The sequence below is a fragment of the Arthrobacter sp. TJ-170 genome, from assembly GCF_058269305.1.
In genome coordinates this window covers 154,806-175,326 of record NZ_JBZCNL010000001.1, presented here as the reverse complement: position 1 = coordinate 175,326, position 20,521 = coordinate 154,806, and the positions used below count along the sequence as shown (strand labels likewise).

Genomic DNA, 20,521 nt, shown 5'->3' with positions numbered 1-20,521 from the left:
CCGTGAGGGTAAGCCGGCGAAGACGGGCTTACACCGCCAGCGCGAGCTCCGTCCCGGGGCGTGAGAGTGCAGCCACGGCGTTGGGGTTCGTCAACATTTCGAGCGCTTCGGCCGGCGTAGGGCGCAGGGCCGGGTCCATGGAGGTCATCGCGCGGATGAGGCGGCGCCAGTGGGTCGGGACGTGGTCGGGGATCACGGGGCTGCGCAGGGTACGGGCCACGAGCGATTCGACTGTGGGAAGGCTGAAGGCTCGGTGCCCGGAGAGGCATTCAAGCAGCACCAGGCCGAGGGAGTACATGTCACTTGGAGCGCCGACGCCCGTGCCGTGGGCTTGCTCCGGGCTCATGTAGAGGACGGTGCCCTGGGACGATGCGTCGTCGTCGCACTGCGGGCCGCGGGCAGCCGTTCCGAAGTCAACGAGCTTGGGCTGGGGCGACGGTGAGCCGCCGGCAGTAAGAGGGATCATGATGTTCGATGGCTTGATATCCCGGTGCACGATGCCCGCCGTATGCAGGGACTGCAGGGCGCGCAGCAGCCCGTACGCCCAGGCCGTCACATCGACGTTGTGCGGAGTGGTGCGTCGCAGTATGTCGCGCAGGTTCAGTCCGCCGACCAGTTCCTGCACGAGATACTCAACAGGTCCCTCGTCAGCGCAGTCAGTCACGCCGCAGTCGAGCACGCGTGTGATGTAGGGGGAATCCAGAGACATCTGGAGCTGAGCTTCTTCCGTGAAGGTGTGCCCACTGCGCCGGGCCACTTTCACGGCGACGTCGGTGAAAGTATCGAGGTCCGTGGCTGCCCACAGAACTCCGGTGGCGCCGGAGCCAATCGTTCGTTGTAGTTGCCAGCGGTCCGCGATATCCGATCTGCCGGGCATAGGGGGTGAGGAACTGCTCCCTGTGCCGCTCACGGTTGGCTGCGCTCGGAACGAGCGGCCCAGAGCATAGTGGCAACGTCTTCCTTGGTCAGCCCGGCAGACTCGGCGATCTTCTCGACGGACAAGCCATTGGATGCGGCTCGCTCGACTGCTGACGCGAGCGCGATCTGAGCCCGGTCCAGTTCCCACTCGAGTGACTCGACCGCTCCGGCGGCTGCGACGATCCGCTCAGTGTCGGAGGCGCCATAGTCGAACGCTGGGTCATTGAAGCTTGCGTCCATCCACAACTCGTCGACGAGCTGAACGCGGTTCGCCACTGCAATGGGGGCCGGGGCCACGGGCGGCTTCTGGGCGACAGTAGACATCGGCTGCTCCATCTCAGTAGGAAGAATAGTAACTAGTTCAACTAGTTATATACGACCTTATAACGTCCTGTCTACGTTGAGAAACCCGGGCAATACACGGTGATTCTTGAGATTCTCCTCAATTCTCAAGTCCTCCTTGAGAAAAGCTAGGTGACCTAGCTTGTAGTCGGACGATAAACTAGTCGTTATGGAACCCGCAGTGAACCCCGACGGCGCAGGCTATTGGTACGCCGACGAGGCGAACCCCGGCAGCGTTGAAGTGCTGAATGCCCTGCGCGTCTACCGGGCAGCGGAAGCTGAAATGCGACGCCGGACGCGCGACGCCATGAAAATGAACGAAACGGATCTTCTCGCCATCAGGTACGCCATGCGGGCTCAAAAGGCCGGCCATTGCATCAGCCCGAAGGACCTTTCACGCATGCTGAGGATCTCGACCGCGTCCACGACAGGGCTTATCGACCGCCTCGTTGCGAGCGGACACCTCCTCCGTCGGCCGCACCCTACGGATCGGCGTTCCGTCGAGATCATTCCGACCGGCAACGCAGATATTGAAGTGCGGGAGACGCTCGGCGAGATGCACCAGCGGATGCACGACGTCGCTGAATCGCTCAGCCCCGAAGAGGCGCTCCACGTCACCCGCTTCCTCCAACGCATGACGCAGGCCGTGGAGCAGCAGGACACCCCGCACCATTAGCCACAGGATTCGTCGCCCGGCGACCGGAAGAGACAAGCATCATGGATATCGCGCAGTGGCCAACAAACCGGCTTCTCAATATGGCCGCCAGGCTCAGCGCTAACCGCGAGAACGAGCTACTGCGCGAGCTGGGAACAACACACGCCGGGCTCCTGATGCTTCGAGTCCTGGGCCGAAACAGTTCCATCACCCAGGTGGAGCTGGCACGGGAACTGCGGGTTCAGGCGCAAACCGCCGGAAAGCTTCTCGAAAGGCTGGAGACCCGTGGCCTGATTTTCAGGACCCGGAGCGACGACGACCGGCGCGTCTTCATTGTCAGTCTCACCCCGGCGGGCGAGGCTACCCTGCGGAAGGCACAGACCCTGCTGGACGCGCAGGCACAGGCGCCGGACGGATCAGACGCCGCCCTGCGCCAGGAACTGATCGCCCACATCCGGGGCCTCGGCGGGATCGCTGACCCGGGTGACCACCGCCCCAGCCTGCGCATGATTTCCAGCGACCAACCGCATAATAAGCGAAGCGGACACGACCTTACCACCGGCTAAGGATCAGACTGCGAGCAGGCCTTCGGGCGTCTCAGAAGTAGAGTGAAAGGTGCGCGCCTCGAACAACCTGGCGTCGAGTTCCTCGAGATCTCCGACGGCCGCAGAGAGCAGTCGTTGCGCGTAGTTGGGGTCCTTGGCAGTCTCACAGGCTTGCTGAACATCCAGCAGCGTCCGCGCAAGCTCTGCTCGAACCCGCTCCAGATCACGGATCCGGCGGGCCGACTCCCTTATCTCTTCAGCAATGCCGAATCCGCCATCGTATCGAGCTATCGACCGGGGACTTGTTGAAGTTTGAAGCACCCGAAATAATAAGCAGGCTTGCTATTTCCGCGCAAGCCGAGACACCCTGGACTTGTTAGTGTTCAATCATGGGACGCAGTGAATCATCTCGGCACATCGCAACGAACCTGACTCCCCGGGTGGTCAGCGACTACCTGCGGACGCAGCTCTGGCCCGTGCCGCTTGCCGCGGTGGCTGTCTCTGTGATGCTCGCCCAGTTCCTGACGTGGTTGGATCACCAGCTCGACGACGAGATGCCACCCGCCCTGTCCGCGCTACTGTTCAGCGGAGGCGCGCCCGCTGCCCGTTCGCTGATGGAAGCGATCGCCGCGTCGACCATTACGGTCACTTCGCTCACCTTCTCCCTGACGGTAGTCACGCTGCAACTAGCCAGCAGCCAGTACTCACCACGGTTGCTCCGAACGTTCACGAGGGACCGTTTCGTCCACAACACCCTCGCCCTTTTCCTGGCAACCTTCGCCTTCGCCCTGACGGTCCTGCGGACAATCAGGGACGACATAGGGCAGTCCGCGATGTTCGTGCCGGAGATCGCAGTGACGCTGTCGTTCCTTTCGTCGCTGGCGACTGTCATTGGACTCGTCCTTTTCCTCGGTCATCTTTCACGGCAGCTGCGGGTGGAACGAATACTTGTGGATGTTCGCGACGACTTCCTGTCGATGGTGGGCGAGGAGGGATCGGATTCGGAGGCGTTCCACCACGAGCTCGATCCGCCGGTCGGTGCACTGGATGTCCAGGCAAGAAGCTCCGGCTTCATGGTGCAGGCCAACGAACCGTCGCTCCTGAAGGTTGCCGAGCGCTTCGACGCGATCATTGCCCTTTATGGGCCGCCGGGAACTTTCCTTGTCGAGGGAATCCCGTTCGCGCATGCCTGGAGACTTGATGGGACCCCGGTGAACGCCTGGAGTATGAAGGAGCAAGAAAGCCTCCGGCACGCGGTCACAGAATCGATCACAGTCGGTTTCGAACGGAACTCGGTGCAGGATGTCGGCTTCCCGATGCAGCAGCTTCTCGACGTGGCGGTGCGGGCGATGTCCCCCAGCGTCAACGATCCGACGACTTGTGTGCACGCTCTGGGGCACCTTTCGGCCGGCCTGTCCAAGCTTGCCCGGGAGGGCCAGGGGCACCGGGTGATGAACGATAGCCAAGGACGCGTGCGGGTGTTCCTCCCGAGGCGGACCTTTGGAGTGCTGCTGGAGCTGGTCGTGTCCCAGATCTGCACCTACGGCATGGATGATCCGCGCGTCGCCCGCCGCCTGGTGGAGCTACTGGATGAGGCAGACCAAAGCGATCCTTCAGGCCGGTACAGCGAGGAGATCCGGGAACAGCGACAGCGGGTCACCCGCGCCCTCTCCGGTAGCCAACTCGATCCCGTGGACAGGCAGGAACTCCTCGAGGAGTGCAGGGCGCTCGCTGTCTGACACCGCCCCGTCAGCCGACCTGAACGGGTGGACCGGCGATCAGGAGCGCGGCGAACACAACGCTGACGCCGACGATCGCCGCCAACACCGCTGTGAGCGGGTTGCGCAGCACCCACGCCTGCAGGTTCTCGACCGGACCGGACGGCCGTTCCTTTCCGGCCGCGAGGCGCCATCCGCCGTCGAGTTTTCCGCGGCGCTCAAGCTGCCAGTCAAAAAGAACGGTCGCGAAGGGAATCACGCCTGCAAGCAGTCCAAGAACGCCCGTACCTGCGCTCCATCGCTGGTTGACCCAGACAAATGTGGTGCTCACCAGGTACGCGAGGAACACGAAACCATGGAGCGCACCGCCGACGGAGACAAGCACATCCGTGGTTTGCGCCAAATACTTCAGGTACATGCCCGCCAGGAGGAGGGCCCACGTGATCGCCTCCGCGACGGCGACGCTGCGGAAGAGGATACGAGGGGTCATGGGTGTCTCCTGGTCAAGGGGGTGCGGTCCTTCAAATCTATCGCAGCGCCGGCCGGACGCAGACTACAGCGGACCGGCCAACGTCCGGCGCCGGTGTCCGTCGAGTGAACGGCGGACGCACACTGACCGCGAGAATGGATCCGAGGACCAGAAGGCCGCCGAGCCCCTGCAGCAGTGACAGCTGCTCGCCGAGCGCCAGCCAGCCAAGGAGCGCGGCCACCACTGGACTGAGCAGCCCCAGGAACGAGGGCGCTGTGACGGGCAGGCGCTGGATGCCGCGGAACCACAGCACGTAGGCCACCGCCGTGCCGACAACCGAGAGGTAGAGATAGCCGCCGAGGTTCACCGGGGACAGTGCCGGCGGCGGACCTTCCACCACCAGCATCAGTGGGACCAGGAGGAGTCCGCCGGCTACCAACTGCCAGGCCGTCATGGTCAGCGGCTTTTCAGCCTTGCCCCACTTCTTGGCGAGCACGACGCCGGTGGCCATCGACACGGCACCGCCGAGTGCTGCCAGCACCCCCACACCGTCCAGGCGAGCCTGGGACTGGAGAACCAGGAGGGCGACGCCGGCAGCTCCGGTGATGCCCGAAAGCACCACTTTCAGCGACAGCCGGTCCTTGAGCACCCACGTTGCCAATCCCGCCACAATGAGCGGCTGCACGGCGCCCACGGTGGCAGCAATCCCTCCGGGCAACCGGTACGCCGCGACGAAGAGCAGGGCGAAGAACACCCCGATGTTCAGACCACCCAGCACCATTGCCTTCCACCACCATGAGCCACGCGGGAGCCGCCGGACCAGCAGCAGGAGAAGCAGTCCTGCCGGGAGCGCCCGAAGCACCGTGGCGGTCAAGGGAAGACCCGGCGGCAACAGGGAGACGGTCACCAGATAGGTGCTGCCCCACACCATCGGCGCCAAGGCTGTGAGAATGAAGGTCCAACCGATTTTGCTAAGCACTTAGCAATTGTAGCTAAGTGCTTAGCAAACTGTCTAGAGTGGACCCATGAATGACCATGTCGATGACATCGTCCAGCAGTGGCAACGGGAACGGCCGGATCTCGATGTCTCCCCCATGCACGTCATCGGGCGTCTCTCCCGCGCCTCCCAGCAGGTAGAGCGCCGGCTTGAGGAGAACTTCGCGCGGCACGGGCTCGACTCCGGATCCTTCGACGTTCTCGCCACCCTGCGGCGGAGCGGCACCCCCTTCACCCTCAGCCCCAAGGACCTCGCTTCGACCGCAATGATCACCTCAAGCGCCGTCGCGCAGCGCCTGAACAGACTCGAGGAACGCGGGCTCATCACGCGGGCGAAGAGCAGTGTCGACGGACGCGGGACTGAAGTGACTCTCACGGGGAAGGGACGGGAAATCGTCGATGCAACCCTTCCGACTCACCTGGCTACCGAAGAAGAACTGCTAGCCCCGCTCTCCGGGAACGAACTCCGCACGCTCGCGAAACTGCTGAAGAAACTCGGGACCGGGCTGGCCGATTAGTCCTGCACATCCCAGTACACGGCGCCGTCCGCAACTCGGGCGCCGGCGGACGGCTCGTGCGGCGTCAACCGGCCGTCATGCATGAGGTGATGGACCTCGAACCCATGGAGCAGGACCAGCACGTCCGCAACAATGCGCCGGTGGCAACGCCACCAGACGCTTTCGCTGCACATGATCGCGGTGGAACGCTGCGCTGCGACGCCCCGCAGGTCCGCCAGCGCTGCCTCGAATTCCCTGGTCCGGGTATAGGCGGCATAGGCACGGAACTGCGCAACCCGCCACCACCCGTCCGTTTCCGGTTCACCCGCAGCATGACGACGGCGCCCGCCCAGATCCTCAAGCCACACATAGTCGATACCCTCGGACGGCAACCACTCCTCGAGGGCTTCCTTGCGGGTGTCGAGGTTGCGGCGGCTGCCGGGGAAGCGGCGGACATCCGCCAGCACCTGGACATCGGCGCCATGGAGCAAAGCGCCGAATTGGTCCCGGTCCGCTGTCCCGTGCCCGACGGTAAATAGCCGCATGGATCCAGTCTGTCAGGAGTGCGTGAGAGCATGAATTCATGCCCGAATCCCCTTATCCCATGATCGATGTCGCGGACATCATTCGCATGGTGGGCGGCGCCGCTTTCCAGCGGGGGCAGGGCTATGCCAAGGAGTCCCTGGTGCAGGGACTCACCTTCGAACCGGAGTCCAAGACCGTGCACGCGCGGGTCATGGGCAGCTCACCGGCGCCGTACCGCACGCAGCTGTATCTCGCCCGGAAGGGTGACGGCCGGTACCACCTTCGTGACAGTGTGTGCACATGTCCGGTGGGGCTGGACTGCAAGCATGTTGCCGCCGTCGCACTCCGTTCCAATATGGAGAACCTGCGCGCCAACCAGGAACTGACGGCACCGCCGTCGCCCGCGCGCCCTGCCGGGTGGCAGGAGTCGCTCTCGGGTTTGCTTTCAAACCATGAGCACGACGACGGCGCGCTCGCCGCCGTCCCGCCCACCGCCCTGGGCCTGCAGTTCGAACTGCGCCCCACCACGGGAGCCAAATGGGACCAGCGGCGGGCCTACCGGGGGTTCAAGCTCGGCGTCCGCCCGGTCATCCGGAACGTGAAGGGCAACTGGGTCAAAAACAACCTGGCGTGGGGAAACATCAGCTACCAGACGTACGGGCTGAAACTGGACCCCGATCAGCACCGCTGGTTCGCCCAGTTCCCCGCGCTGCACCGGGGAACCGGCGTCACCTACTTCGGTAATAATGACTCCTGGCTGTACCTGGACGATTTCAGCAACCCCCTGCTCTGGCAACTGTTGCAGGAGGCACAGCGGCTCGGAATCGCCTTCGTCGGGTCGAAAAAGAGTGTGACGGTTCAGCTCGCTTCCCAGGCGGTGCTGCTGCTCGATGCAACCACTGTCGACGGCGCCGTCCAGCTCTGCCCGGCCATTAACATCGACGGTGAGAACCACCCTCCGGACTCGGCGCATGTCATCTCCAACCACGGGGTGTACACCGCGTCGGAGGACGGCACCATCACGCTGGCACCGACCACCCGGAAACTCACCGACCACAACCGCGAACTCCTCGAGCGCACGCGGCCCGTCCGCATCCCGGAGACAGAGAAGCAGGAGTTCCTCGCGGGCTTCTATCCCCGGCTCATCCAGTCCATTGACGTGGTCAGCAGCGACGGCTCCGTCGTCTTCCCGGAGATCATCCCGCCGGTCCTGGTCCTCACCGCCACCTTCGACGAGGACCAGCTGGATCTTTCCTGGGACTGGGCGTACCAGGCCGGCAACACCGAAACCCGCAAACCGCTGAAAAACACCGAGGACGACGGCGGCTACCGTGACGTCGCAGCCGAAACCGCCGCCCTGCAGGCTGCACGGGAAGCCCTGGGCGGGCGCATGGTGAGGGAGCGGGTCTACACCGGCATGGAAATGGTGGATTTTACGGAGATGGTCCTCCCCCGCCTGGAGCGCCTCGATTCGTTGCGCGTGGACGTGGTGGGCAGCAAGCCGACGTTCGAGGAACTCACCGAAACCCCGCAGCTCCTGATCACCACGGTGGACACGGAAGACCGCGATTGGTTCGATCTTGGCGTGCTCGTCACGGTGCAGGGCCGGAAAATTCCGTTCGACCACATCTTCACCGCGCTGGCCAAGGGTGCCAACCGGATCAAGCTGGTGGACAACAGCTACCTGTCCCTCAACCAGCCCATCTTCGATCAGCTCCGTGAACTCATCGATGAAGCCCGGATGCTCAATGAATGGGAAACGGGTCTGCGGATCAGCCGTTACCAGGCCGGCCTGTGGGCCGAGTTCGAGGACCTGGCCGAGGAGACGGAGCAGGCCCAGGCGTGGCGATCGGCGGTCAACGGGCTGCTGGAGCTGACCGAGGTGGAACAGACTCCGCTCCCGGAAGGGCTCCACGCCACACTGCGTCCTTACCAGATTGATGGCTTCAACTGGCTCGCGTTCCTTTGGAGTCACGGCCTCGGCGGCGTTCTCGCCGATGACATGGGCCTCGGCAAGACCCTGCAGACTCTCGCACTGCTGCTGCACGCGAAGAACCAGGGCGAGCAGCGGCCCTTCCTCGTTGTTGCGCCTACCTCCGTGGTGCCGAACTGGATAGCTGAAGCGCAGCGCTTCGCCCCAGGTCTGACGGTGCGGGGAATCGCTGACACACAGGCCAAGAGCGGTACGCCGGTAGCCGAGCAGGTGGATGGCGCCGACGTCGTCATCACGTCCTATGCTCTGTTCCGGTTGGACAATGACGCCTACGGCAAGCAGGAATGGGCAGGCCTCATCCTGGATGAGGCGCAGTTCGTGAAGAACCACGCGGCCAAGGTCCACCGCTGCGCCAAGGACCTGGACGCGCCGTTCAAGCTGGCCATCACGGGTACTCCCATGGAGAACAACCTCATGGAGCTGTGGGCGATGTTCAACATCACGGCTCCGGGGTTGTTCCCGTCGTCGCGCGCTTTCACGGAGAAGTACCGCACTCCGATCGAGAAGCAGGGCAGTACGGAGCGCCTGCAGCGGCTGCGTCGCCGGATTCGGCCGCTGATGATGCGGCGCACCAAGGAGGCCGTCGCATCGGACCTGCCGCCCAAGCAGGAGCAGGTGCTGTCCGTCGAGCTCCATCCACGGCACCGCAAGATCTACCAGACGCACCTGCAGCGCGAGCGGCAGAAGCTGCTCGGTTTGATCGATGACCTGGACCGAAACCGGATGATCGTGTTCCGCTCGCTGACCCTCCTCCGGATGCTCAGCCTCGATGCCTCACTGGTGGAGCCTGAGTATGAGGGAGTGCCGTCGGCGAAGTTGGACGTCCTGTTCGAGCAGCTGGAGGACGTCCTCGCTGGGGGCCACCGCGCCCTGGTGTTCAGCCAGTTCACGTCCTACCTCAAGCTCGCGGCCGCTCGGCTGGAGCAGCAGGGAGTTGAATTCGCGTACCTTGACGGTTCCACCAGGAAGCGCGGTGAGGTCATCGATTCCTTCAAAAACGGAACCGCGCCCGTGTTCCTGATCAGCCTCAAGGCCGGCGGCTTCGGGCTCAACCTGACGGAAGCGGACTACTGCTTCCTGCTGGACCCGTGGTGGAACCCGGCCAGTGAATCGCAGGCGGTTGACCGGACCCACCGTATCGGCCAGACCAAGAACGTAATGGTTTACCGGATGGTCTCCGCGGACACCATCGAGGAGAAGGTGATGAAGCTGAAGGAGCAGAAGGCCAAGCTGTTCAGCTCGGTCATGGACGACGACGCCGTCTTCAGCTCAGCGCTCACGGCCGATGACATCAAGGAACTGCTCGCGGGGTAGCCGCGACGCATCGAGGCCGAAGGGCTCATAGAGATGGACCGTCCCCGGAAAGCATCATCGATCTCCGCTCTCTTGAGTGCCAGGCCCCGAGGGGAACCAAGCCGTGCGCCGGTTCCCGGGCAGCAGATTCTGGGCCTGGAACGTGCACGGGACGCGCTGCTCTACATCCCGCCAGGCCTGAAGCCCGGACAACAAGCCCCGCTCATTGTCCTGCTGCATGGTGCCGGGGGTGAAGCAGCGGGAGGACTTTCCCTGCTGGGCGGTCTTGGTGAGATGAGCGGGATCGTGATGGCAGCGCCGTCGTCACGGGACTCCACCTGGGACGGTGTTCGCGGCGGTTTCGGCCCTGATGTCCGAGTAATCAACCGCGCCCTGGAACAAATCTTCACGCTGGTTTCCGTGGATCCGCGCCGCATCGCGGTGGCAGGGTTCTCCGACGGGGCCTCCTACGCGCTGGCACTGGGCCTGGCCAACGGGGAACTGTTCTCCAACGTCGTGGCATTCTCACCAGGTTTCGTTCCTCTCGTACCGCGTAACGGCGAACCCCGTCTTTTCGTTTCGCATGGCGACGCCGACAGGGTTCTGCCGATTGACCGCACCAGCCGTCGGCTCGTGCCCACCCTCAGAGCAGAGGGCTATGACATCACTTACCGGGAGTTTCAGGGACCCCACGCTGTCCCCCGGCCCATCGTGCAGGAGGCCCTCGACTGGCTGGACTGGACGGGGACAGACCGGCATCGACACTCAGAGGCAGCATTGCCGGACCGCGACCTTCCCTAATTGGTTGCGAGATGCACTCATCCGGGTTTCGCAATAGTCTGGCCAAGTGGGTACAGACACCGTTAGATCCGGCGAACAGATTGACAGGCAGTCGCGCATTCTCGAAGCGGCGATGGATCTGCTGTCGCGCCACGGCATCTCAGGTGTCAACATGCGCGCCGTGGCGCGCGAAGCCGGCGTAGCACTGGGGCTCGTCAACTACTACTACGAAGACAAGTCCTGCTTGATCCGTGCCGCCTTGCATCGGATCGATGAGCACGACCTTATGCTGGTCGAGCCTGACCCGGATTCGCCCCCGGACGAACAGCTCCGCAGATCTCTCCGGCGCGTTGCGGGCGCGGAACTTTTGACCACGCGATACTTGTCTCTGCGTCTCCACCTTTGGGCTCTCGCCCAGGCGAGTGAAGACTTCGCACAGATCAATGCGGAGGCGTTCGAACGGTATCTCGATGGTCTCGCGACTCTGATAGGCAATGCGAATCCCAAGCTTTCCCGCGATGAGTGCAGGGAGCGGGCAGCGGACATCGTCGTCGTCCAGAACGGCATGTGGCTAACCGCTCTCCTCGGCGTGGACAAGGCATCAATCCAGAGGAATATCGCCCACACGGAGGACATCGCCTTCGCCCCTTCGCGCAAGAACGAGCGCGGTCTGGGCGAGCCCGAAGTGTCCTAAAGCTTGCCGCATCCGCGGAAGCGGCTTTGTGACTGTCATTGAACATTCGTTCAGATGTACCCTTGAACGTTTGTTCAATATCCCCTAATCTGAATTGTATGAGCTACGCCACACAGTCCAAAACGGATACCGCATCCACCCTGTTCATCAACGGCTCGTGGGAGCCGGCCGCGTCCAGCGCGGTGCGTGAGATTCGCAACCCGGCCGACGGCGAACTGGTCGCGACGGTCTCCGAGGCCGGCAGGGAAGACGCCGAGCGCGCCATTGCTGCTGCCCGTGCAGCCTTCGACTCCGGCGTCTGGTCTTCGGTCCCGGCGCCCGAGCGCGGTGCGTTCCTCCTCAGGGTGGCCGCCGAGCTGCGTGACCGCCGCGAGAAGTTCGCCCGTGCCGAATCGCTGGATACCGGGAAACGGATTATCGAAAGCCGGATCGACATAGACGACATCGCCGCCTGCTTTGAATATTTCGGAAGGCTGGCCGGGCAACAGTCGGGCCGCGTGGTCGACGCCGGGGACCCCGCCGTCGTTAGCAGGATTGTCTACGAGCCGGTCGGTGTCTGCGGCCTGATCACGCCCTGGAACTATCCCCTGCTTCAAGCGGCGTGGAAGATAGCGCCCGCATTGGCCGCCGGTTGCACCTTCGTCCTCAAGCCCTCCGAGCTGACCCCGTCCACTGCCATCCTGACCATGCAGCTGCTGCAGGACCTGGGCCTGCCGGACGGCGTCGCCAACCTCGTCACCGGTGCCGGCGCGGAGGCGGGCGCACCGCTCTCGGAACACCCCGACGTCGACCTGGTCTCTTTCACTGGCGGGCTGGAAACCGGCAAGCGCATTGCCGCGGCTGCCGCAGGCACCGTGAAGAAGGTGGCGCTGGAGCTCGGTGGCAAGAACCCCAACGTGATTTTCGCCGATGCGGACTTCGATGCCGCCGTCGACAATGCGCTGAACGGCGCATTTGTGCACTCCGGGCAGGTCTGCTCCGCCGGGGCGCGGCTGGTGGTCGAGGAATCGATCGCCGAGCGCTTCGTCAATGAGCTGGTCCGCCGCGCTGAAGGCATCAGCATCGGCGGCCCGTTCGATGAAACTGCCGAAACCGGGCCGCTGATTTCCGCGGCCCACCGCGAAAAGGTACACACCTACGTCCAGCGCGGAGTGGAGGAAGGCGCGCGGCTGCGGTGCGGTGGCGCGGCGCCTGAAGGAGAGCGGTACGACGCCGGTTTCTACTACCAGCCAACCGTCCTGGACCGCGTGCAGAAGGGGATGTCCGTCGTCGTCGATGAGGCCTTCGGTCCGGTAGTGACCGTTGAGACCTTCCGCACCGAGGATGAAGCGGTCGCGACCGCCAACGACACCATCTACGGGCTGGCCGGGGCGGTCTGGACCCAGGACGCCGGCAAGGCGCAGCGTGTGGCCGGCCGGCTGCGGCACGGCACCGTCTGGATCAACGACTACCACCCCTACCTCCCGCAGGCCGAGTGGGGCGGCTTCGGCCAGTCCGGCGTCGGCCGCGAACTCGGGCCGACCGGCCTGGCCGAATACCAGGAATCCAAGCACATCTACCAGAACACCAACCCGCAGGTGACGGGCTGGTTCGCTGAGCACGGCAAGGAGAGCTAGATGCATATCGACAACGTCGAGAACCTCAACGACCGAGAGTTCGACTACATCGTCATCGGCGGCGGATCCGCCGGCGCCGCAGTCGCCGCCCGGCTGAGCGAGGACCCGGCCGTGTCCGTGGCGCTGGTGGAGGCCGGCCCGGACGACCGCGGGATAGCCGAAGTACTGCAGCTTGACCGCTGGATGGAACTGCTGGAATCCGGATACGACTGGGACTACCCGATCGAACCGCAGGAAAACGGCAACTCCTTCATGCGCCACTCCCGCGCCAAGGTCATGGGCGGCTGCTCCAGCCACAACTCCTGCATCGCCTTCTGGGCACCGCGCGAAGACTTGAACGAGTGGGAGTCCAAGTACGGCGCCACCGGCTGGAACGCCGAGTCCGCCTGGCCGCTGTACAAGCGGCTGGAAACCAACGACGACGCCGGCCCGGACGCGCCGCACCATGGCGACTCAGGACCCGTGCACTTGATGAACGTGCCCCCGGCGGACCCCACCGGCGTCGCGCTCCTGGATGCCTGTGAGCAGGCCGGCATCCCCCGTGCCAAGTTCAACACCGGCACCACCGTGATCAACGGCGCGAGCTTCTTCCAGATCAACCGCCGTGCAGACGGCACCCGATCCTCCAGTTCGGTCTCCTACATCCACCCGATCATCGAGCGTGAGAACTTCACCCTGTTGACCGGCCTGCGCGCCCGCCAACTGGTGTTCGATGCGGACAAGCGCTGCACCGGCGTCGATGTTGTGGATTCGGCGTTCGGCCGGACTCACCGGCTCTCCGCGCGTGGCGAGGTGGTGCTGTCCACCGGGGCGATCGACTCGCCGAAGCTGCTCATGCTCTCCGGCATCGGCCCCGCCGCGCACCTCGCCGGGCACGGCATCGAGGTTCTGGCGGACTCCCCCGGCGTCGGCGAGCACCTGCAGGACCACCCTGAAGGCGTCGTGCAGTTCGAGGCCAAGCAGCCGATGGCACAGACCTCGACGCAGTGGTGGGAGATCGGTATCTTCACCCCCACCGAGGAAGGCCTGGACCGCCCGGACCTGATGATGCACTACGGCTCGGTCCCGTTCGACATGAACACCCTGCGGTACGGGTACCCGACCACGGAGAACGGCTTCAGCCTCACCCCGAACGTCACTCACGCCCGTTCCCGCGGCACCGTCCGGCTGCGCAGCCGGGACTTCCGCGACAAGCCGATGGTGGATCCGCGGTACTTCACTGATCCGGAGGGCCACGACATGCGCGTCATGGTCGCCGGTATCCGCAAGGCCCGCGAAATCGCCGCCCAGCCTGCAATGGTCGAATGGACCGGCCGGGAGCTTTCGCCCGGTATCGAAGCGCAGACCGACGAGGAACTGCAGGACTACATCCGCAAGACACACAACACCGTCTACCACCCCGTCGGCACCGTCCGTATGGGGCCGGCCGAGGACGAGATGTCGCCCCTCGACCCGGAACTGCGAGTCAAGGGTGTCACCGGCCTGCGCGTCGCCGATGCCTCTGTTATGCCTGAACACGTCACGGTGAACCCCAACATCACCGTCATGATGATTGGAGAGCGCTGCGCGGACCTCATCCGCGCCAGTCGAAACGGCGAAACGGCGGAGGCGGAGCTCAGCGCGGCCCTGGCCTGACTGCCAGCACGCCCCACAGCGGGCTCCAGAGCCGGATAGGCGAACCCGGTGGAGCGGTTCCTCATGCTCCCTCCACCAGGTCTTTCCACATCAGCTCGGGCCTGCCGCCCGAAGGGGATTATTCTTGAACATTCGTTATTCAGAAGTCTTGAACACATGTTCAATGTGAACTAATCTCCTCATATGACCTACGCCACACCCGGCGGAGTTGCTTGGACTGCTCTCACGGGGAAGCCGGCGTAGGCACAGCCAGACTAGGCAAAAACACTTGGGGGAAACGGCCGGGGGCCCACAAACGCTGCCCTGCCGCCGATTTCACCTGTGTCCAATGGCGGTCACGGGTAATCACCATCGTGCTTTCTGACTTAGGAGTCCAGAAATTGGAACGCAACAAGAGTATTGATTCAAGCGGCATGGCCGCCGCCCGAACGAAACACCGCCATAATGTGCGGGGACCAATGAGAGGGACGATATGAGTCAGATAGCCGACGCTCCGCCCGCAACAGTTACTGGAGGCGGTGATACGCCCCCCGCGGGTCGAACCCGCGTCAATTGGACCGTATTCATCGGATCGGCCACAGGGATCCTCGCGATCGCCATCTGGGCCATGAGCGACGCCGCTGGCGCCGAGGCCCTGATCGGGTCCATGGTCACCTGGGTATCCACCAACATGGGGTGGTACTACTTCCTGATCGTTACCGTCGTGGTGGTGTTCGTGCTGGTCATCGCCCTGACCCGGGTGGGCAAGACGAAGCTCGGCCCGGACCATTCGAAGCCGCAGTTCAGCATGTTCACCTGGGCATCGATGCTCTTCGCAGCGGGCATCGGCATCGACCTGATGTTCTTCTCGGTGTCCGAGCCCGTGACTCAGTACCTGGCTCCCCCGCAGGGTGACGGCAGCACCGTCGAGGCCGCCCGGCATGCCATGGTCCTCACCCTGTTCCACTACGGCATCACCGGCTGGGCCCTGTACGCGCTCATGGGACTGGCCCTGGGCTACTTCGCCTACCGGCATAATCTTCCCCTGAGTATCCGCAGCGCGCTGTACCCCATCTTCGGCAAGAAGATCAACGGTCCGCTCGGCGACGGCGTGGACATCGCAGCCCTCCTCGGAACCATCTTCGGCATCGCCACCTCCCTGGGCATCGGCGTCGTGCAGCTCAACTACGGCCTCAGCCTCATGTTCGGACTGCCCGAGAACGTCGCCGTGCAGATCGGCCTGATCGTGGTGGCCGTTGTCATGGCCACCGCATCCGTGCTCTCCGGCGTCGAAAAGGGAATCCGCCGGCTTGCCGAGCTCAACGTGCTCCTTGCCCTCGCCCTGATGGTGTTCATCCTCCTGACCGGCAAGACCAGCTTCCTGCTGGACGGGATCGTCCAGAACACCGGCGACGTGCTCAGCCGGTTCCCGGCCATGACGCTGGACGCCTTCGCCTATGACCGGCCCGGTGACTGGCTGCAGGGCTGGACACTCTTCTTCTGGGCCTGGTGGATTGCCTGGGCTCCCTTCGTCGGGCTCTTCCTCGCACGCATTTCCCGAGGCCGCACTATCCGCCAGTTCGTACTGGGCACCCTCATGGTCCCCTTCGCGTTCATCCTGGTGTTCATCTCAATCTTCGGCAACAGCGCCCTTGACATCGTGATGAACGGCAATGCCGCCTTCGGGGAGACGGCGATGGCCCAGCCGGAGCGGGCGTTTTACGGCCTCCTCGAGCAGTACCCCGCGGCTCCGCTGATCATCGGCGTGGCCACCTTCACCGGGCTGCTCTTCTACGTCACCTCCGCCGATTCAGGTGCGCTCGTCATGGCCAACTTCACGAGCCACCTGAAGGACGCCAATGCCGACGGGCCCAAGTGGCTGCGCGTCTTCTGGGCCCTGGTGACCGGACTCCTGACGCTCGCTATGCTGACCGTCGGCGGTGTGACGACGTTGCAGAACGCCACGATCATCATGGGTCTTCCGCTCTCTATCCTGCTGCTGTTCATCATGCTGGGCCTTTACAAGGCCCTGCGCGTGGAGAACTCGCTGGCCGACAGCTACCGTGCGAGCCTGCCGGGGATCATCTCCGGCCACAGCGGGGACGGATCGTCGTCGCGCAACTGGCGGCAGCGCCTCAACCGCGCCATGACCTACCCGGGGCCGAAGCAGGCGAACCGATTCGTGGACACCGTGGCGCTGCCCGCATTGCAGGAGGTGCACGACGAGCTGAAGGCGCAGGACGCCAATGTGACCCTGACGACCGGCGTCGTCGAGACCTGCGGCATCCGCCACGTCGACCTGCTGGTGAGGCTCTGTGACGAGCGCCCGTTCAAGTACCAGATCTACCCGGTCCAGTACGACACCCCGTCATACGCGCCCGGAAATGCCGGGCTCGAACCGAAGTACTACCGGATGGAGGTCTTCTCCCTCGAGGGCAGCCACAGCTACGACCTCGCCGGCTACAGCAAGGAACAGGTCATCACCGACGTCCTGGACCACTACGAAACCCACCTCGAATTCCTGCACCTGAACCGTGCCGTGCCCGGCACCACGGCCGTCACCGAGGACCAGGCTGCCAAGGACAACTGGGAATCCGACTTCGCTCACCCGGAGGAGACAAAGTGACCATCAGTCCGCTGAGTCCTGCTCTGCCGACGCCATAGGCGCATCGATCTGAGGGAGGCTGTCGACGCTGAGACGGCAGCCTCCCTCTGCGTTTGCGCGAAGTGCGCATACTTGGGGTCGCTCTTGATTCGAGGGGGTGTGCTCGCAAGCGGGCACCTCAGAAATGCGCGACTATGGCTTCCCCGCGTATGTGGCGAACTCAAGAAGGTTCCCGTCAGGGTCCCGGATGTAGACACTCGTCATCGGGCCGAGGGCACCCAACTGTTCACCGGGACCTTCCTCAATTGTGACTCCAGCGTCTTGCAGGAACGTCAGTATCTCGTGAGGCGGAGCGTCGACCACGAAGCAGAGGTCGTCGCTGCCAGGAGTTGGCGCGGCGGCTGCCGGTAGGTAGGGATGCGCCGCAGGATGCAGATTGATCTTGCTGTCGCCGAAGAAGAGACTGTGGCGACCATCGCTGGTGACGTGCTTGAAGCCAAGTCGCTCATAGAAGGCGATGCTCGTTTCGAGGGAACGAACTGTCAGAACGAAGTGGTCCAGCCGCGTGATGTGCATGCCTCCATCCTGCCGTAGAGCGCGTCGTGCTTATCGAGAAAGCTGGTCCAGCAACTCAAGCTCTTCCGATCGGCTCAGACCGGACCTACGTTCACGGTCAAGACCAAGCTTTCGCTCGAATTCCACGGTACGTTGCACGGTTTGACGGAGACCCTTTAGGACGCCGCCCGCAGCATGGAAGGCGGTGTTGTCTCGTTGTGCAAATGCGACATCAGCTTTTGGTATCCACAGCGGCATTGACCGGGGACCCGCCCAGAACCGGACATCGTGTTCCATGAGCCATTCGTCGTCAGCGGCCACTATGTCTCCGGTGAAGCCGGCAACATCTGCAGAAAGCGCGAGCACATCTGAGAGAGCATGCTGGTCACCGGTGGCGTTGATGACACCTCTGATCGGTTCTCTAGCGGCCTTGGCTATGAAGATGGCGAGATCCTCGACATCGATTACCTGTACCACTCGACCGTCAGTTAGAGGTGATAGCACCGGCCCGTCGCCTGCGAGAGCGAATCGTCCGACCCAGTAGCCAAACCTGTCGCTGCCATCTCCCGGGCCAGCAATCAGTCCTGGCCGGACTGTGAGAAGCCGATCACCCACGGTCTCCTGTGACTCCTGCTCAGCGGCGACTTTCGCTTGCCCGTAATCTTTTAGGTCTATCGGCTCGAGCAGAGGTGCGGATTCATCAGCACCAGCATCGGCATTCGTGGCATATACGGAGACTGATGAAACCAGAGTCCAGTGCTCTGCCCTTCCTGCGAGAGCATCGAGGGCCCCCTGCACAAGTCGGGGCTCATACGAAAGCTCCACCACTTCATCCCACGACTGATCGGCTACTGCCGCGTAGCCATCCGACGATTGCCGATCAGCCTGCACGAAGACCGCCCTAGCAGGTGCTTGACCGGACTTACCGCGTGCCGGGCAGGTCACCGCATCGCCGTTCGCCAACATCTGCTTGGCAATCTCAAACCCAAGCCAGCCAGTTCCCCCAAGCACCAGGACGTTTCGCATATGGCCAGTCAACCGACAGGGCAGGAAAGGTTCAACCAGTTCACCTGCGAGCCAGTCACTGTTCGGGATGATGCTCGCGATCGATAGCTGTGTCGTCTTCCTGGGCGGACTCTTCATCTTCGACGCGGTCGACCCACGGGCGGTTGACGTCCGGTACACCTGGCTGATCCTCGAAAGTCATGCGCATGGGATACGCCGGCGCGTAGGACCCGGAATAGTGCTGGGCATTAGGCACATATCCGAAGGAGGAGATGCTCTCCTCCCCTGGACCGTTTTCGGCTGGTTGTCGGTTGCTCCCAAGCAGGCTCCGAGTGAGGGCGGCACCGTCAGCCATGAGCTCATCCACTGCAGTCAGCAGGTGATGGTCGCCCAATGGCATTGCCTCGGATGCTGAAGCGAGGACTGCGCGGCGAACAAGTTCCTTAGTGAACGACGCCGTCGTTCCCTCAGTTGCTTCCGCTGCCGCGCGCAAACTTTCGACGCTAAATGCTTCGCTGGGCGCGTAAAGCTGCAATAGGGCAGCACGTTCACCCTCATCCGGAAGGGGAATCGCGACAGCAAGGTCCACACGGCCGGGACGCTGTGCGAGCGCGCGTTCGAGCGTGTCCACACGATTAGTCGTGAGCACGAACGTGACGTCGGCATCATCATCGAGGCCGTCCATGACGTCTAGCACTTCAAAGAGCAGGGGTTGCGGACCATGGCCGAAGCTGCGGTCTTCCGCAATGAGGTCGCAGTCCTCGAGCACCACGATGGACGGTTGAAGAGCTCGTGCCATCCGGGCTGCCTCACTCACGTGAGCGAGCGTGCCGCCGGACAAGATGATGGCCGTCGTCCCCTCGCTAGCGCTCAACAAGTAACGAACCGTGTGCGTCTTGCCCGTGCCAGGCGGGCCGTACAAAAGAATCCCCCGCTTGAGATGTTGTCCGGCTGCCACCAACTCGTTCCTGTGAGCGGCAATCCCGAGGGCATGGTCGCTGATCCTGGCGAGGAGACCCTCAGGCAACACGATCTGGCTCCTCGCCAGCTCGGGCCTCCTGTGAAAGGTCACCCCCGAGCTACTAGGACCGAACTCCTCAATCGTGAAGGACAGTATCTGTCCTTGAAGGACGCTTTCCCGCTCCATACGACGTCGGAATACGGCGAGGAAGTCCGCTGTGACCGCCGCATCCGCGCAGAGCGCTTCCAAGGAAGCAGCTTGCCGTCCATATCGGGGTTCCGCTTTGCGCTGTAGGAGCGCGATCGGTTCGCCGTTGTGGTGAAAGAGGCGAAGACCGAAAGCAACAGTCTGCCGCTGTTCGTCAGGACCGACTGGAAGATTTGCGTAGTCGGGCTGTGAAAGCGGGAAATTTGGGTAGATGTCGGATTGCTGGACCATGTCGCTCAGGGACATATGGTGCCGCTGGTCACCGCCCCCGATGCCGGTCAGCGTACTGCCCTCACCCACGAGCGAAGCGAGGATAATATCGGCGTCCATGAACCGGTGAACGGACACTTCCTCGACAACCACGGGAAGGGACGACGGCGGCGCGCCGAGGTGCGCAGCCAGGGTATTGACCAATTCCCGACCACGGTCAGAGGTAGGTTGAGCCGACTGCACAAGCCGCACCATCGCACCAAAATCACTGACAAACTTCGCCGCGTCTTCCCCCATGCTAGGAGGCTAACGGCCCCGTCAAG

The 20,521-nt window shown here is 63.5% G+C and carries 19 protein-coding genes; 10 read left to right on the top strand and 9 right to left on the bottom strand.

Annotated elements, in window-relative coordinates; all coding sequences use genetic code 11:
• Positions 1–28: 28 nt before the first annotated feature.
• Positions 29–877 carry a serine/threonine-protein kinase gene (locus AC4D1W_RS00870; protein ID WP_490897448.1) on the bottom strand — a complete coding sequence of 283 codons (849 nt, stop codon included), beginning with the start codon at positions 875–877 and terminating at the stop codon, positions 29–31.
• A gap of 29 nt (positions 878–906) precedes the next feature.
• On the bottom strand, positions 907–1,242 hold the full coding sequence (locus tag AC4D1W_RS00865; protein WP_490897447.1) for a hypothetical protein: 336 nt from the start codon (positions 1,240–1,242) through the stop codon (positions 907–909).
• 187 nt (positions 1,243–1,429) lie between these two features.
• On the opposite strand from AC4D1W_RS00865, the gene AC4D1W_RS00860 reads away from it, so the two are divergent.
• Both AC4D1W_RS00860 and AC4D1W_RS00855 read left to right on the top strand, forming a co-directional pair.
• Entirely contained in the window at positions 1,430–1,936 is a 507-nt protein-coding gene (locus tag AC4D1W_RS00860) for a MarR family winged helix-turn-helix transcriptional regulator (protein WP_490897446.1), read from the top strand.
• 41 nt (positions 1,937–1,977) lie between these two features.
• Complete coding sequence (locus AC4D1W_RS00855) at positions 1,978–2,481, top strand: MarR family winged helix-turn-helix transcriptional regulator (RefSeq protein WP_490897445.1); 504 nt, start codon at positions 1,978–1,980, stop codon at positions 2,479–2,481.
• A gap of 3 nt (positions 2,482–2,484) precedes the next feature.
• Here AC4D1W_RS00855 and AC4D1W_RS00850 read toward each other — a convergent pair whose 3' ends face one another.
• A complete protein-coding gene (locus tag AC4D1W_RS00850; protein WP_490897444.1) occupies positions 2,485–2,781 on the bottom strand; it encodes a hypothetical protein in 297 nt (98 codons plus the stop codon).
• Positions 2,782–2,849: 68 nt separating this feature from the next.
• Here AC4D1W_RS00850 and AC4D1W_RS00845 point away from each other — a divergent pair, with 68 nt between their 5' ends.
• A complete protein-coding gene (locus tag AC4D1W_RS00845; RefSeq protein WP_490897443.1) occupies positions 2,850–4,199 on the top strand; it encodes a DUF2254 domain-containing protein in 1,350 nt (449 codons plus the stop codon).
• A 10-nt stretch (positions 4,200–4,209) separates the two neighbouring features.
• On the opposite strand, the gene AC4D1W_RS00840 is transcribed toward AC4D1W_RS00845, so the two are convergent.
• On the bottom strand, positions 4,210–4,668 hold the full coding sequence (locus AC4D1W_RS00840) for a DUF3817 domain-containing protein (RefSeq protein WP_490897442.1): 459 nt from the start codon (positions 4,666–4,668) through the stop codon (positions 4,210–4,212).
• A gap of 37 nt (positions 4,669–4,705) precedes the next feature.
• Entirely contained in the window at positions 4,706–5,626 is a 921-nt protein-coding gene (locus AC4D1W_RS00835) for an EamA family transporter (RefSeq protein ID WP_490897441.1), read from the bottom strand.
• A gap of 46 nt (positions 5,627–5,672) precedes the next feature.
• On the opposite strand from AC4D1W_RS00835, the gene AC4D1W_RS00830 reads away from it, so the two are divergent.
• The gene (locus tag AC4D1W_RS00830) at positions 5,673–6,161 is read left to right on the top strand and encodes a MarR family winged helix-turn-helix transcriptional regulator (RefSeq protein WP_490897440.1); all 489 of its coding nucleotides are present in this window, start codon (positions 5,673–5,675) and stop codon (positions 6,159–6,161) included.
• Here the strand turns inward: AC4D1W_RS00830 and AC4D1W_RS00825 are convergent.
• Complete coding sequence (locus AC4D1W_RS00825; RefSeq protein WP_490897439.1) at positions 6,158–6,685, bottom strand: DUF488 domain-containing protein; 528 nt, start codon at positions 6,683–6,685, stop codon at positions 6,158–6,160. The genes AC4D1W_RS00830 and AC4D1W_RS00825 overlap by 4 nt on opposite strands.
• Before the next feature lie 38 nt (positions 6,686–6,723).
• On the opposite strand from AC4D1W_RS00825, the gene AC4D1W_RS00820 reads away from it, so the two are divergent.
• From AC4D1W_RS00820 to betT, 6 genes are all read left to right on the top strand, one after another.
• Positions 6,724–9,972, top strand: coding sequence for a DEAD/DEAH box helicase (locus AC4D1W_RS00820; RefSeq protein ID WP_490897438.1), 3,249 nt, complete (start codon positions 6,724–6,726; stop codon positions 9,970–9,972).
• A 33-nt stretch (positions 9,973–10,005) separates the two neighbouring features.
• Positions 10,006–10,752, top strand: a complete 747-nt coding sequence (locus AC4D1W_RS00815; protein ID WP_490897437.1) for a hypothetical protein — start codon at positions 10,006–10,008, stop codon at positions 10,750–10,752.
• Between the two features lie 46 nt (positions 10,753–10,798).
• Entirely contained in the window at positions 10,799–11,425 is a 627-nt protein-coding gene (locus AC4D1W_RS00810; RefSeq protein ID WP_490897436.1) for a TetR/AcrR family transcriptional regulator, read from the top strand.
• Between the two features lie 98 nt (positions 11,426–11,523).
• A complete protein-coding gene (locus AC4D1W_RS00805) occupies positions 11,524–13,041 on the top strand; it encodes an aldehyde dehydrogenase family protein (protein WP_490897435.1) in 1,518 nt (505 codons plus the stop codon).
• Complete coding sequence (locus AC4D1W_RS00800) at positions 13,042–14,676, top strand: GMC family oxidoreductase (protein WP_490897434.1); 1,635 nt, start codon at positions 13,042–13,044, stop codon at positions 14,674–14,676. It abuts the gene before it with no gap.
• Positions 14,677–15,148: 472 nt separating this feature from the next.
• Positions 15,149–17,281 (top strand): choline BCCT transporter BetT, encoded by a 2,133-nt coding sequence (gene betT / locus AC4D1W_RS00795; protein WP_490897433.1) that lies wholly within the window; start codon positions 15,149–15,151, stop codon positions 17,279–17,281.
• A 171-nt stretch (positions 17,282–17,452) separates the two neighbouring features.
• Here betT and AC4D1W_RS00790 read toward each other — a convergent pair whose 3' ends face one another.
• The 3 genes from AC4D1W_RS00790 to AC4D1W_RS00780 are packed head-to-tail and all read right to left on the bottom strand — an operon-like array spanning position 17,453 to position 20,495.
• Positions 17,453–17,836 (bottom strand): VOC family protein, encoded by a 384-nt coding sequence (locus AC4D1W_RS00790; protein WP_490897432.1) that lies wholly within the window; start codon positions 17,834–17,836, stop codon positions 17,453–17,455.
• Between the two features lie 30 nt (positions 17,837–17,866).
• Complete coding sequence (locus tag AC4D1W_RS00785; RefSeq protein WP_490897431.1) at positions 17,867–18,958, bottom strand: Rossmann-fold NAD(P)-binding domain-containing protein; 1,092 nt, start codon at positions 18,956–18,958, stop codon at positions 17,867–17,869.
• Positions 18,897–20,495, bottom strand: a complete 1,599-nt coding sequence (locus AC4D1W_RS00780) for an AAA family ATPase (protein WP_490897430.1) — start codon at positions 20,493–20,495, stop codon at positions 18,897–18,899. The genes AC4D1W_RS00785 and AC4D1W_RS00780 overlap by 62 nt, the downstream gene beginning before the upstream one ends.
• Between the last annotated feature and the right edge of the window lie 26 nt (positions 20,496–20,521).

Excerpts from the sequence above, each read along its gene's own strand:
- AC4D1W_RS00840 (WP_490897442.1), bottom strand. The coding sequence starts at position 4,668 with ATGACCCCTCGTATCCTCTTCCGCAGCGTCGCCGTCGCGGAGGCGATC.
- AC4D1W_RS00780 (WP_490897430.1), bottom strand. The coding sequence starts at position 20,495 with ATGGGGGAAGACGCGGCGAAGTTTGTCAGTGATTTTGGTGCGATGGTG.
- AC4D1W_RS00830 (WP_490897440.1), top strand. The coding sequence starts at position 5,673 with ATGAATGACCATGTCGATGACATCGTCCAGCAGTGGCAACGGGAACGG.
- AC4D1W_RS00865 (WP_490897447.1), bottom strand. The coding sequence starts at position 1,242 with ATGTCTACTGTCGCCCAGAAGCCGCCCGTGGCCCCGGCCCCCATTGCA.
- AC4D1W_RS00860 (WP_490897446.1), top strand. The coding sequence starts at position 1,430 with ATGGAACCCGCAGTGAACCCCGACGGCGCAGGCTATTGGTACGCCGAC.
- betT (WP_490897433.1), top strand. The coding sequence starts at position 15,149 with ATGAGTCAGATAGCCGACGCTCCGCCCGCAACAGTTACTGGAGGCGGT.
- AC4D1W_RS00800 (WP_490897434.1), top strand. The coding sequence starts at position 13,042 with ATGCATATCGACAACGTCGAGAACCTCAACGACCGAGAGTTCGACTAC.
- AC4D1W_RS00790 (WP_490897432.1), bottom strand. The coding sequence starts at position 17,836 with ATGCACATCACGCGGCTGGACCACTTCGTTCTGACAGTTCGTTCCCTC.
- AC4D1W_RS00815 (WP_490897437.1), top strand. The coding sequence starts at position 10,006 with ATGGACCGTCCCCGGAAAGCATCATCGATCTCCGCTCTCTTGAGTGCC.
- AC4D1W_RS00870 (WP_490897448.1), bottom strand. The coding sequence starts at position 877 with ATGCCCGGCAGATCGGATATCGCGGACCGCTGGCAACTACAACGAACG.
- AC4D1W_RS00845 (WP_490897443.1), top strand. The coding sequence starts at position 2,850 with ATGGGACGCAGTGAATCATCTCGGCACATCGCAACGAACCTGACTCCC.
- AC4D1W_RS00785 (WP_490897431.1), bottom strand. The coding sequence starts at position 18,958 with ATGAAGAGTCCGCCCAGGAAGACGACACAGCTATCGATCGCGAGCATC.
- AC4D1W_RS00825 (WP_490897439.1), bottom strand. The coding sequence starts at position 6,685 with ATGCGGCTATTTACCGTCGGGCACGGGACAGCGGACCGGGACCAATTC.
- AC4D1W_RS00820 (WP_490897438.1), top strand. The coding sequence starts at position 6,724 with ATGCCCGAATCCCCTTATCCCATGATCGATGTCGCGGACATCATTCGC.
- AC4D1W_RS00805 (WP_490897435.1), top strand. The coding sequence starts at position 11,524 with ATGAGCTACGCCACACAGTCCAAAACGGATACCGCATCCACCCTGTTC.
- AC4D1W_RS00855 (WP_490897445.1), top strand. The coding sequence starts at position 1,978 with ATGGATATCGCGCAGTGGCCAACAAACCGGCTTCTCAATATGGCCGCC.